Source organism: Serratia sp. A07, assembly GCF_058725505.1.
The window spans coordinates 40,718-52,786 of sequence record NZ_JBZXDO010000018.1; the positions used below are offsets into that span (position 1 = coordinate 40,718).

General features: G+C 62.0%; 9 protein-coding genes and 1 pseudogene. 3 read left to right on the forward strand and 7 right to left on the reverse strand.

Annotated elements, in window-relative coordinates:
- Positions 1-95: 95 nt before the first annotated feature.
- The 4 genes from AC4PR2_RS17475 to AC4PR2_RS17490 all read right to left on the reverse strand — a co-directional run bounded on the left by AC4PR2_RS17475 (position 96) and on the right by AC4PR2_RS17490 (position 3,194).
- Positions 96-785, reverse strand: coding sequence for a VIT1/CCC1 transporter family protein (locus AC4PR2_RS17475; RefSeq protein WP_038871544.1), 690 nt, complete (start codon positions 783-785; stop codon positions 96-98).
- Positions 786-811: 26 nt separating this feature from the next.
- Positions 812-1,285 (reverse strand): VOC family protein, encoded by a 474-nt coding sequence (locus AC4PR2_RS17480; RefSeq protein WP_492175316.1) that lies wholly within the window; start codon positions 1,283-1,285, stop codon positions 812-814.
- Positions 1,286-1,296: 11 nt separating this feature from the next.
- The gene (locus AC4PR2_RS17485) at positions 1,297-1,647 is read right to left on the reverse strand and encodes a DUF1428 domain-containing protein (protein WP_038871540.1); all 351 of its coding nucleotides are present in this window, start codon (positions 1,645-1,647) and stop codon (positions 1,297-1,299) included.
- A 104-nt stretch (positions 1,648-1,751) separates the two neighbouring features.
- Positions 1,752-3,194 (reverse strand): GGDEF domain-containing protein, encoded by a 1,443-nt coding sequence (locus AC4PR2_RS17490; protein ID WP_070915181.1) that lies wholly within the window; start codon positions 3,192-3,194, stop codon positions 1,752-1,754.
- Between the two features lie 387 nt (positions 3,195-3,581).
- On the opposite strand from AC4PR2_RS17490, the gene AC4PR2_RS17495 reads away from it, so the two are divergent.
- Positions 3,582-5,720 (forward strand): TonB-dependent siderophore receptor, encoded by a 2,139-nt coding sequence (locus AC4PR2_RS17495; protein WP_369819275.1) that lies wholly within the window; start codon positions 3,582-3,584, stop codon positions 5,718-5,720.
- 49 nt (positions 5,721-5,769) lie between these two features.
- Here AC4PR2_RS17495 and AC4PR2_RS17500 read toward each other — a convergent pair whose 3' ends face one another.
- Together AC4PR2_RS17500 and AC4PR2_RS17505 are read right to left on the reverse strand one after the other, a co-directional pair.
- Positions 5,770-6,231: a GNAT family N-acetyltransferase gene (locus AC4PR2_RS17500; RefSeq protein ID WP_060419689.1), complete on the reverse strand. Its 462-nt coding sequence runs from the start codon at positions 6,229-6,231 to the stop codon at positions 5,770-5,772.
- Between the two features lie 55 nt (positions 6,232-6,286).
- Positions 6,287-7,102, reverse strand: a complete 816-nt coding sequence (locus tag AC4PR2_RS17505) for an alpha/beta fold hydrolase (RefSeq protein WP_443014514.1) — start codon at positions 7,100-7,102, stop codon at positions 6,287-6,289.
- A gap of 129 nt (positions 7,103-7,231) precedes the next feature.
- On the opposite strand from AC4PR2_RS17505, the gene AC4PR2_RS17510 reads away from it, so the two are divergent.
- Positions 7,232-7,399, forward strand: a complete 168-nt coding sequence (locus tag AC4PR2_RS17510) for a hypothetical protein (protein WP_164550866.1) — start codon at positions 7,232-7,234, stop codon at positions 7,397-7,399.
- 46 nt (positions 7,400-7,445) lie between these two features.
- Here the strand turns inward: AC4PR2_RS17510 and AC4PR2_RS17515 are convergent, their stop codons facing one another.
- Positions 7,446-9,875, reverse strand: coding sequence for a DUF3772 domain-containing protein (locus tag AC4PR2_RS17515; protein ID WP_060440688.1), 2,430 nt, complete (start codon positions 9,873-9,875; stop codon positions 7,446-7,448).
- A gap of 450 nt (positions 9,876-10,325) precedes the next feature.
- On the opposite strand from AC4PR2_RS17515, the pseudogene AC4PR2_RS17520 reads away from it, so the two are divergent.
- Positions 10,326-12,056, forward strand: a pseudogene (locus tag AC4PR2_RS17520) (ABC-F family ATP-binding cassette domain-containing protein).
- Positions 12,057-12,069 lie beyond the last annotated feature (13 nt).

Below are 12,069 nucleotides of genomic sequence, written 5' to 3' on the forward strand. Positions count from 1 at the left end.
TGATTTGGCGTTGCCGTCACCATGCCGCGAACGCCGGCGGCTGACAAATGATAAATACTGAACTTGAGGTGCAACAGATTGATGCAAGCGCGGCGCTAGCCGGCCGCGACGCCAAACAGCATGCCGACGCCGGAGGAAACCGCCATCGCCAGGGCGCTCCAGATCAGGATACGCGCCACGCCCGGCAAGATCGGCGCACCCCCGGTTTTCGCGGCGATACCGCCGAGAATGCCAAGGGAAATCAGCGCCGATGCCACCAGCGCCGGCCGCGTCCAGGCAACCGGCACCCACAGCGCCACCAGCAGCGGCAACAGCGCGCCGAGAGAGAAACTGAGGGCCGATGCCAACGCGGCTTGCAGCGGCCGGGCGCGCGTGGCGGCGGAAATGCCCAGTTCGTCGCGCGCGTGGGCCTCCAGCGCATCATGCGCCATCAGCTTTTCCGCCACCTGCCGGGCCAGCGCCGGGTCCAGCCCGCGATGCACGTAGATAGACGTCAGTTCGCGGAACTCCCCCGGATAGTCTTCGAGCAGCTCCGCCTGTTCCTCGGCCAGCGCGGCCTTCTCGGTGTCCGCCTGCGACGACACCGACACGTACTCGCCGGTGGCCATCGACATCGCGCCCGCCACCCACCCGGCGACGCCGGCGATCATCAGCGCGGAATGCGAGGCGCTGGCCGCCGCCACGCCCAGCAGCAGGCTGGCCGTTGAGACGATGCCGTCGTTGGCGCCGAGCACCGCCGCCCGCAGCCAGCCGATGCGTTCAATACTGTGCCGCTCTCGATGCATCCTTTCTCTCCCACGTTCTCTTTCCGCTAGTCCCGCGCCGCCGCTTCCAGGCCGGCGATGTCGATTTTGCCCATCAGCAGCATCGCTTCCGTGACCCGCCGCACGCGCGCGGCGTCGGGGTCGTTCATCAGCTCGGTCAGGCGCCGCGGCACGATCTGCCAGCACAGCCCCCAGCGATCGCGCAGCCAGCCGCACTGCTCCGCCTCGCCGCCCTCGCTCAACGCATCCAACAGCCGGTCAACCTCCGCCTGATCGTCGCATTCCACCATCACGGAAAAGCTGTGATTGAACGGATCCAACGGCCCGGCCTCGATCGCCGCATAGCGCTGGTCACCCAGGGTGAAGGAGGCCAGCTTCACGCTGCCGGCCGGGCCGCTCGGCGTATCCGCCGGCAGATCGGAAAACCAGTTCACGGACGAACCGGGGATCAGCGCGACGTAGCAATTCAGCGCCGCCTCCATGTCTTTTTCAAACCACAGATGTTGCGTAATTCTGGCCATCGGCGCCTCCTTCAGGCATCGAGGATCGGCGCGAACCCGCCAAAGATCATGCGTTTGCCGTCAAACGGCATCTCGCCCAGCGCCTTCATGCGCGGATCGTTCATCATTTTCTGGTTGGCGGCGTCGCGCACCGCCTTGGAGGGGTACTCTATCCAGCTAAACACCACCACTTCGCCCTCCTGCGCCTTTACCGCGCCGCGAAAGTCGGTGAGTTTGCCGTCGGGCACGTCATCGCCCCAACACTCCACGATGCGCGTGGCGCCAAACTCTTTGAACAGCGGCGCCGCAGCGGCCGCCAGCCGGTGATAAGCCTCCTTGTTGGCGGCCGGCACCGCCACCACAAACCCGTCTACGTATTTCATCCTGGTATCCTCTTGTCTGATTAAGGACAGTCGGTTCAGCACGGGCGACGTTGCCCGTGCCCCCTACCAGTTTAGACGGCGGGCGCGCGGCCCGGATCGGAAGTTCAGCGGCCCGGATCGTTCGGCGGGTAAGATTCCGGCGTGGCGACCCGATTACGGCCGGCATTTTTTGCTTTGTATACCGCCAGATCCGCCAGTTTGAGCAGGTCGGCCAGGCTATGGCCGGAACCGCCCGGGCAGGTCACCATGCCGATGCTGACGGTGATCTGCAGCGGATGGCCGGCCGGCATGGTGATCGATTCCGCCTCAATGCGTTGCCGCAGCCGTTCGGCCAGCTGCAACCCCTGCTGCGGCTGGCCGAGCGTCGAGACGATGGCGAACTCTTCGCCGCCCATGCGGCCGAACAGATCGTTGACGTTCAGATCGGCGGCGATCGCACGGGTAAACGCCATCAGCGCCTGATCGCCACCGGCGTGGCCGAAACGGTCATTGATCGATTTGAAATAGTCGATGTCGAGCATCATGACGCACACCAGCTCGCCTTTCTGATCGATCACCCGCTCGCCGCGCTGCATAAACGCATTGCGCGTCAGCACGTGGGTCAACGCATCGTGATTCGCCACGTGCTCCAGCGTGCGCAACAACGCGTTGCGCGCATAGTTCATGCTGGCGACGGCGATCGGCCCCAGCGCCAGCAGCGCGATGCCCAGGCGCATGGATACCGCGTTCTGCAGCACCTTCATGTCGAGCGTGGTGCTAAGCAACCCGAAATCGATCGCCAGATGGCACCACAGCACGTAAACCAGCACCGCGATCATGGTGCTGAACAACGAAAAGGACATCGCCAGCCACAGCAGCACCGGCATCGGGAAGATCACCGCGCCGGGGCCGCCGATCAGCACGCTGCAGACCGCCGCCAGCGCCAGCAGCGCCAACACCGCCAGTTTCCCCCCCGCCTGCGGCCATTGGCTGCGCTGTATCAACATGGCGCAGGCCGCGCGCAGGCGATGTCGCCAATCGGCGGGAAACACCAGAATGAACGGCATCAGCGTGACGTAGTTGGTGAATTCAGATGAGAACCACAGCGCCAGGGAGGTCAAATAGGGCCTGCCGAACAACCACTGCGAGGCAACGGCCCCCACCAAGCCGGTAGCGGCGGCGGCGGCCAGGCAGATACCGAACAGATACATGCTGGACGCGCCGCGTTGCAACATGCGCGCCGGCGGCGACAGCCGCATGAACAGCAGATAGCCCACCACCACGCCGGCCAGATTGGCGGCGTTCAGCAGCAGCGCTTTCTCCAACGCACTGCCGGTCAACAGATCCGCCGCCAGGTAGCCCAGCACCGCCATCCCCCAGCCGGCGCGCGTCGCCCACTGCGGGCGGCGCACCAAAACGGCCAGCAGCACGGCGTTAGCCGGCCAGAATATCGCCAGAAAACTGCCGGGCCGGCTCACGATGCCCAGCAGACACAGCGCGAACACCAGCAAAAAAATGCTGAGCGCGGGCCAGATTTTCCGGGTATCGGACAACGAGGTGGTTTGCATCTTGGATCCAGAGACTTCCGCTAGCGTAAGGTGACAGTCTTTGCGTGTCACAACCGTCGACGATGAGGAGAAGATAAACGGCCGACCCGCCTATTATTGCCAGTTTTGCCGGTCCGGACACCTGTTTATTCATCAAGGAAAAATATATTTGTGTATCAATATATTGACGACATTCGCCTATCTGGCGCAGAAACTGCCAAGGCATCCCGGCCGTCTTGATCATTATGGTCAATTCGTCGGATTTTTACCGGTAAAACCGCCGTCTTTTTCCTTGATGACAAAATATAATCGGGCAATGCGCGGATCTCTCCTTTGCCCTCTATCCAAGCCCATTAAACGATAATTATAATGATAATCGTTATTATTTATTATTTACCATGGAATGATATGCACCAGTCAGTTCTTCGCCGCCCCAACAAAAACAAAAAAAATCACGTTTTCCGCTCGCTGCCCCTGATCGCCGGCCTGTTTCCCGCCCTGACGATCGCCGCCGCGCCCGACGCAAAAAAGGAAGACGCCATCACGGTGACCGCCACCGCCCTGCCTGCCGGCAGCTATAGCGCCGATACCGCCTCAACCGGCAGCAAAACCGCCACGCCAATCGGTGAACTGCCGCAATCGGTCAGCGTCGTCACCTCACAGGTGATTGACGACTTCCAGGTCAAAAGCGTCAATGACGCGATGAAATTCGTCAGCGGCGTCACCCAGGGCAACACGCTCGGCGGCACCGAGGATGGCTTCGTCAAACGCGGCTTTGGGGTTAACTCCGACGGTTCGGTGTTCATCGACGGCGTGCGCAGCAACCAAGGGCTGAGCATGGACGCCACCACCGATCGCGTCGAGGTGCTGAAAGGTTCCGCTTCGCTGCTGTATGGCATCCTCAGCCCCGGCGGCGTCATCAACCTGATCAGCAAAAAACCGCAGTATGACTGGAACACCCGCATTAGCGGCGCCACCAACAGCTTCGGCGGCGGCAGCGGCAGCGTCGATGTGACCGGCCCGCTGGGCGGCGGCTTCGCCTTCCGCCTGATCGCCGAGCGACAGCACGAGGATTACTGGCGTAACTTCGGCAGCGACGAACACACGCTGATCGCTCCTTCACTCAGCTGGTTCGGCGACCAGGCTTCCTTTAACATCGCCTACAGCGAGTACAAATACGACATTCCTTACGATCGCGGCACCGCGTTTATCGACGGCAAACCGGTCGATGTGCCCTATAACCGCCGGCTGGATGACTACGCCAACCGCGCCTGGGGCAAGAACAAACGCCTGAACGCCCATTATGAATATGCGCTGGATCCGATCTGGACCACCCGCCTCAACTACGCCTGGCTGCAACGCCGTTACGACAGCAACGAAGTGCGCGCCACCGCGATCGACACCGCGACCGGCATCGTTTCGCGCCGCGCCGACGCCAACCGCGGCTTCAATCACCAGACCGATTATTATTCCTGGGATGTGACCGGTTCGCCGGAGGTGTTCGGCATGCAACACGACCTGCTGCTGGGCGTGGACTACGAAAAGAACCAGACTTACAAGGCCTACTCCTATCGCGGCAAAGTGTCGAAGACGTTCAACATGTACGATCCGGCGTATGGCGAAGCGCCCGTCACCGACAGCACCACCTACAACGACGCATTGAGCAACCTGCGCACGACGCTGTTCAGCCGCTCCCTGTACGCCAAGGACAGCATTCATCTCTCCGACCGGTGGATTGCGGTGCTCGGCGCACGCTATCAGTCGTATTACCAGAACAACAGCAACGGTTTCCAGAAGCCGAAAAATACGCTCAATGACAAAGACGATCAGTTTTTGCCGCAGGCGGGGCTGGTGTATAAGCTGACGCCGAACCTGTCTCTGTACGGTAACTACAGCCGTTCCTTCACGCCGTCCACCGCCATCGACGATAACGGCAACGTCGCCACGCCGGAAACCGGCACCACCTATGAGGTGGGCGGCAAATGGCAGATCGCCCCGGCGTTCGACGCCACGCTGGCGCTCTATCGTATTGATGAAAGCAATATGTCGATCTTTATCAACGGCGTGACCCGCAGCATTCCCAAGGCGCGATCCACCGGTGCTGAACTGGAGTTGAACGGCGAAGTGGCGCCCAACTGGGATCTCACCGCCAACTACAGCTACGACAAAACCGAGATCGTCGAAGACAACCTCAATCCGGCCAACGTCGGCAACCGGCTGGTCAACGCCCCGACCAACATGGGCGGCCTGTATCTCAGCCACCGCATGACGCTGCCGGTGGTGCCCGGCGAGGTGCGCGTGGGCGGCGGTGCGCGCTATGTCGGCCGCCGCGCCGGCGATCCGGAGAACAGCTTCACCATGCCGGCCTACACCGTGGCGGATGCCTTTGTCGCTTGGGACAGCAAGCTGCTTGGCAAACATACTCAGCTGAAACTGAATGTGAAAAACCTGTTTAACCGCGAATACTACGCCTCCAGCGCCGGTAACCTGCGCGTGATTGAAGGCGAACCGCGCAGCCTCAGCCTGCAGGCGACGGTCGATTTCTAACCCCCCATCTCCGGGCGCCGTTTGGCGCCCGTTTTCTTTTCGCCCGGCGTCAAAGCGCCTTGCGGTACATCACGAAACCGGGGCGCTCCGCCACCTTGTCATACAGCCGCATGGCGGTCTGGTTGGTTTCGTGGGTATTCCAATAAACCCGCGGCAACCCCAGCTGCTGCGCACGCTCGTAGACCGCCGCGATCAGCGCTCTCGCTACGCCTTTGCCGCGCACCGTCTCCGCAGTGAACAGATCCTGCAGATAACAGTTAGGCTGCAGCTGGGTGGTGCTGCGGTGCAGGAGGTAGTGCGTCAACCCGACCACCTGGCCCTGATGCTCCGCGACCAGCGCAAACATCGGTTCGTAGGCGTCGAAAAAACGCCGCCAGGTGGTCTGCGTCACCTCGTCCGGCAGCGCCGTTGCCCCCTCACGGCCGTAAAATGCGTTATACCCTTGCCACAGCGCCAGCCAGGCGGCGTAATCCCGCGCTTCCAGCGGCCTGACCACGATGCTTTCGCTCATGATGTCCTCTTCGATGATGTCAAAATACCCCGCCTCCAGCATAGAACAACGCACGTCAACGCGCAGGCGGCGGCATCACATCGGCGAGAAAATCCAACAGCGCGCGGTTGAACACCGCCGGCCGCTGCAGCGGCGCGAAGTGGCTGACGCCCGGCAGCGTCACCAGACGGGCGCCGGGAATGCTGCCGCTCAGGTAGGCAGCATGCTCGGCGCGGATAAACTCATCGTGTTCGCTGTGAACGATCGTCACCGGCACACGAATGGCCGCCAATTCCTGCGCGGTGTAGTTCGGCTGGCTGCTCATCATCAGGCTCACGGCGGCGACAAATTCATCGAACTCCTGCGGCGTAGGCGACAGCGCGGCATAGTCCTGCACGTGGCGGGCGAAGCAGCGCTCGACGATCGGGTTGGCGGCCGGCGGTTTAACGCCGCTGGGATCCATATTGCAGCCGAAGAAAAAGACGCCGTCCACCCGCTGCGGCGCCCGATGGGCGGCGATAAGCGCGACGCAGGCGCCGTCGCTCCAGCCCGCCAGCGCGGCGTGCGGGATCCGCAACGCGTCCATCACCGCCAACAGATCATCGGCCATGCGATCGTAACGGTAAGGCCGGGCGTCGCGCGTGCTGCGCCCGTGCCCGCGGCTGTCGATGACCAGCGCGCCATACCCGGCGGCCAGCAGCGCCGGCAGCTGATACCCCCAGTTGCCGCTGTGGCCCAGGCCGCCGTGCAGCAGGATCACCGTCGGCGCCACGCCATAGGCGGCATACCAGATGCGCGCCCCGTCATGTTCGACAAATCCCTGCCTGGACGTGGGCGGCAACGGCGGCGCGCCCTGCGCGGCAAAGCGGGTCAACTCGTCGTCGGTTTGCATCTTTTCCTCCTCATTCGCCGACGTTGTGCGCCAACAAGGCATCAAAGGAGTATAGATCGCCCCGGCGAGCGGTGCCGTTCGCTTTCCCGACATATACTTAAGGGAAGAATCGCAATGGAGGACGGTGAGATGAAGAAAATAATTCTCGTGTTTTTGATGCTGATGCTGAGCGGGTGTATCGGCGGCGGCGGCGGCCCGTCGAATGCGCCGTCGGCATCGCCGAATGAGCCTTATACCTGCACCAAATCCAGCGCCAACAGCGACTGCTCGCAATCGGTGGAGCCGTCGATGTACTAGCCGCGTTCGGCGGGCCGTCGCGTAGAGGCCCGCCGCCTTAGGGGGACTAGGAGGAGTGCTCCTCTTCGTTGGCCTGATATCGCGTCGCCTGCTGCTTCATAAACACCACTTCCTGCGGGCTGGACAGGCTCACTTCCTGCGCGCGCAGCAGCTTGAGGATATTGAACAGCAGTTCGCTCTTGGTGGCGCCGACCATGCGCGGGCTCGGCACGTAGCCGGTCACGCTCAGGATAATGCCGTCCGGCCCCAGCTGGCTGAAGCGCACGTAAGGCGCCGGCGTTTCCAGAATGGTTTCGTACTCGTTATAGGCGCTGAGCAAGATATTGCGCACCTGCTCCGGATCGATGGAGGTCGGGAACGTCAGCGCAATGGTCACCACCCCTTGCGCGTTGCCCATGGTGGCGTTGCGCACGTTCTGCGAGATCAGCTGCGAGTTCGGTACGATCATGGTGGAACGGTCGCTGAGCTGAATTTCGGTGGCGCGCACGTTGATGCGCCGCACGTCGCCTTCCACGCCGCCGATGCCGATCATATCCCCCACCTTCACCGGGCGTTCGGTCAGCAGGATCAGGCCGGAAATAAAGTTCTTCACGATCTCCTGCAAACCGAAACCAATACCAACCGACAGGGCGCTGACGATCCACGCCAGGTTGCTCCACTGGATGCCCAGCGCCGCCAGGGTGATCAGAATCACCAGCACATAGCCGATATTGCTGAACAGCGTCACCAGCGAGGCGCGAATGCCGACGTCCGAGATGGTTTTCGGCAGCAGTTCAGACCCCAGCCAGCGCCGCACCGCACGCAAAATATAGATGCCGATCGCCAGGCAGATCACGGCGTTGAGCAGGTTGCCGGGCACGATGTTGAAACGCTGCAGCCCTTCACCGGTCAGGATGGAGACGATTTTCTCCATCAGCGAGCCCGGCGTGGTGCTGCCGAATGAGCCGTTGAACAGCGCGACGATCATCAACAGCAACAGGGAGCATTTGGCCAGCGCGGTGGTGATGATCGACATCTGTTCCAGATGGCGATCCTTGAAGCTGAGCGTTTTCTTCAGCATCTTGCCGCTGACGGTCTGCGGCGAAAACAGCGCGGCGCACAAATCGGTGGCGAACAGCACCATAAAATAGAACGCCATCAGCACCAGCACCACCCAGATCAGCTGGTAGGTCAGGAAGCGGGCGAAGGCGATGTAGCCGATGAGCAGGGAAAACAGAATCACCATCGAACAGACCAGGGTGACGAGGTGCACCAGCCCGCCGATCAGCGTGCGTTTTTCCAGGTGCGCGCCCTGCTGTTCCAGACGGCGACGAATGCGCTGGCCGCGCAGCGGCGCCGCCAGCAGTACCATGCCGATCAACCCCGCCACTAGGCCGTTGCCGAAAATGGTGGTGGCCAATGAAGCGCTGACGACGTTGTTGATCAGCTCTACGGTGCCGAACGCCAGCGCCAGGCCGGCCAGCAGCGGCGAGAAGTAACGCAGCCCGGCGGCCACGTCGTTATCCATGGACGCCAGACGCCACGACGGGCGATTCAGAGACAACGCCGCACGCCCCAGCCCGGCGATCAGCGCGCAGAAAATCCCCAGACGGTTGAAACCTTCCGCGAAATCCTCCAGCGTCACCGGCAGCGGCTGCACGCGGACAAAGACGTAATACAGCAGGTTCAGCGCGATGGAGGTGGTGATCACCGTCACCGCCACGGTAACGATCGCCATAAAGCTGCGGCGCAGTCGCCCGTCCGGCAGAAAACGGATGCTGACCCAGGCGAGGAAACGCTCGGAGAAATAGCGCCCCCAGGACCAGACAATCACCGCCAGCGCCAGCAACGCCAGCGTGCCGTACCGCCATTCGTCCTGCCAACTGGCGTCCCAGGCCGCTTTCATCTCGGCGTTGAACTGATCCAGCCGCTGTACGTCATCCTCTGACGGCTGCAGCACCGGCGCCCAGAATTTGATGCCCAAAATGCTGCCGGTATTCAGCGCCAGCTGGGTTTTAAACGCCACCCGGCGCAGATCGCCAATCTGCTGCCCCAGATCGAAGGCGCTGCTCTTGATGGCCTGCGCGCGTTTCACCGCGTCATCCAGCTGCTTTTTGCTGTTGTTCAGCGCGTTGCGCTGCTGGGCCACCGCCGGGGTTTCCGGCAGTGCACCGGCCGCCGGGGCCGGCCCCAGGACGTCCAGCTGCGCTTTCAGTTTGTCCTGCTCGGGCTGCAGATCGGTGGCAAGTTTTTCCATGCCGGCGACCAGATCGTCAGTCGCCAGCCGCAGTTTGCTGAGCTGGGTATCGGTGGTCGCTTTGGAAACCAGCTGCTTCATGCTGTCCAACTGCTTTTGCGCGGCTTTCAGCTGCGTGGCGGGATCGGGCGCGCTTTCGGCGGCGGGATCATCCTGGGTAGCGGCGACGGCGGCGAGCGGCGTCAGCTGCAAACCCAACAGCAATAACAACAACAGCAGGAACGGGCGAGGCTTTAACATAAATTCAGTGCTCAGCATCATTATCTGATAGACAGACGAACAGGCGGCGGATGAACCGTCGCTTAACCATAAACGCTAATTATAATAGCTGCTTAATGTCGGCCGAAATACAGTAATTATTCCCATTGTGTGCCAAGCGCGCCCACCGGACTTAGCCTGCTGATTATTCAGGCGCTTTTACACTGGCGGCGCGGCGCAAAGCGCTCTATACTCCTGCCACCGATTAACCTGCAACCAATAAAAGGAGACTTACTATGCTGACGTGTGAATTGTTTTTTCACTCACACTTCTTTGGTAATCGTCGCCGCTCAAGCATTACCGTTATCGTGCTGCGATAACCCAGCTTGAGCGAAGCTTACTAAAATCCAGGATCTTCCCTCCGGCTTACCGGGTTGTCGTCAGCGATGTTTGACGATAGGCATTGTCATGCCTGTAACTCTTGAGTAAGCAATGAGCACACTACTGTCTGCACAATCTGTCGGTTACGACAACGCGTTCGGCGTCCTGCTGAGCGAGATTTCCTTCAGCCTGAAAAAAGGCGATCGCATCGGTTTGATCGGCGACAACGGCTGCGGCAAAAGCACCCTGCTGCAACTGCTCAGCGGCGCCCAGCCCATCCACAGCGGAACGGTGACATTGTCACACCAATGCCTGATGGCGCGCATCGAACAACACCTGCCGCCTGAGCTGCACGCCAGCACCCTGCTGGATGCGGTACTGGCGCAATTGCCCGCGGGCCAACACCTCAGCGAACGCTGGCGCTGTGAAGCGCTGCTTGCCGAGCTGGGGTTTGAACCGGGGAGCTGGACGTTGACCGCCGGCACCCTCAGCGGCGGCCAGCACACCCGCCTGCTGCTGGCGCGCGCGCTGATCCGCCAGCCCGATCTGCTGCTGCTCGACGAACCCAGCAACCACCTGGATCTGCCCACGCTGCTGTGGCTGGAGCAGTTCTTGCGCAGCTGGAGCGGCAGCTTCGTGCTGGTATCGCACGATCGCTATCTGCTCGATCAGGTGACCAACTGTACCTGGATCCTGCGCGATAAAACGCTGCAGTTCTACCGTTTGCCCTGCTCCGCTGCGCGCGCCGCACTGGCGGAACAGGACGCTGCGGACGAGCATCGGCGCCAGGCCGAGCAAAAAGAGATAGACCGGGTGGAAAAAAGCGCCAAACGCCTGGCGACCTGGGGCAAGGTCTATGACAACGAAGATCTGGCGCGCAAAGCCAAGCAAATGGAAAAGCGCGTCGATCGGTTGAAGTAAGAACAGACCACCCTGACCGCCGGTAGCCCGTGGCGGCTGCGATTACAGGGAGAGGCGCTGGACGCCGATCGCCTGCTGGCGCTGCCGCAATGGACCGTGCGCCCGGCGCCGGATGCGCCGGTGCTGTTCAGCCTGGAGCATCTGCGCGTCAAAAGCGGCGATCGCATCGCCATCGTCGGGCGCAACGGCTGCGGGAAATCGTCGCTGCTGCGCTTGCTGTGGCAGGCGTATCAGCACCCCGCGGAACGCCCGGCGATCTTCCACCCGCGCGTGCGCATCGGCTATTACGATCAGAGCCTGCAACAGCTGCGCGATGAAGACACGTTGAGCGAAGCGCTGGCGCAGTTTGCGCCGCTGACCGAGGAACAGCGGAAAATGGCGCTGATCGGCGCCGGTTTCCCTTACCTGCGCCACCATCAGCAGATCCGTTCGCTGAGCGGCGGCGAGCGTTCGCGGCTGCTGTTCGTCGGCCTGACGCTGGCCAACCATTCGCTGCTGCTGCTGGACGAGCCCACCAACCACCTGGACATGGCAGGCAAAGAAGAGCTGGCGGAAACGCTGCGCCAGTTCGCCGGCGCCGTCATATTGATCACCCATGACCGGATGCTGATCGAACAGAGCTGCAACCGCTTTTGGCTGATCGACCAGCAAAAACTGGAGGAGTGGCACGATCTGGCGCCGGTGTATCAGCGCCTGGCGGGCGAAGCGCCGGCGCTGCCGACGGCGGGCAAGGCCAACGCAGGCGGCCCGACGCCAGATGAGCGCTTGGAAGGCGAAGAAGCGCTGCTAACCGCCCTGTTTGCCCTCGAAAGCAAACTGGAGGACGACCTGGCGCGCAAGCCGAAGCACCAGAAACCGGCGCTTCAGGCGCGCTGGCGCCGCGAGATTGCCGACATCACCGCCCGGTTGAATCTGGGCTAACCTTGACAGGCCG

Bases quoted from the DNA above. Each gene is read 5' to 3' on its own strand.
- AC4PR2_RS17505 (WP_443014514.1), bottom strand. From the start codon at position 7,102: ATGCAAACCGACGACGAGTTGACCCGCTTTGCCGCGCAGGGCGCGCCG.
- AC4PR2_RS17510 (WP_164550866.1), top strand. From the start codon at position 7,232: ATGAAGAAAATAATTCTCGTGTTTTTGATGCTGATGCTGAGCGGGTGT.
- AC4PR2_RS17480 (WP_492175316.1), bottom strand. From the start codon at position 1,285: ATGGCCAGAATTACGCAACATCTGTGGTTTGAAAAAGACATGGAGGCG.
- AC4PR2_RS17490 (WP_070915181.1), bottom strand. From the start codon at position 3,194: ATGCAAACCACCTCGTTGTCCGATACCCGGAAAATCTGGCCCGCGCTC.
- AC4PR2_RS17475 (WP_038871544.1), bottom strand. From the start codon at position 785: ATGCATCGAGAGCGGCACAGTATTGAACGCATCGGCTGGCTGCGGGCG.
- AC4PR2_RS17515 (WP_060440688.1), bottom strand. From the start codon at position 9,875: ATGTTAAAGCCTCGCCCGTTCCTGCTGTTGTTGTTATTGCTGTTGGGT.
- AC4PR2_RS17485 (WP_038871540.1), bottom strand. From the start codon at position 1,647: ATGAAATACGTAGACGGGTTTGTGGTGGCGGTGCCGGCCGCCAACAAG.
- AC4PR2_RS17500 (WP_060419689.1), bottom strand. From the start codon at position 6,231: ATGAGCGAAAGCATCGTGGTCAGGCCGCTGGAAGCGCGGGATTACGCC.
- AC4PR2_RS17495 (WP_369819275.1), top strand. From the start codon at position 3,582: ATGCACCAGTCAGTTCTTCGCCGCCCCAACAAAAACAAAAAAAATCAC.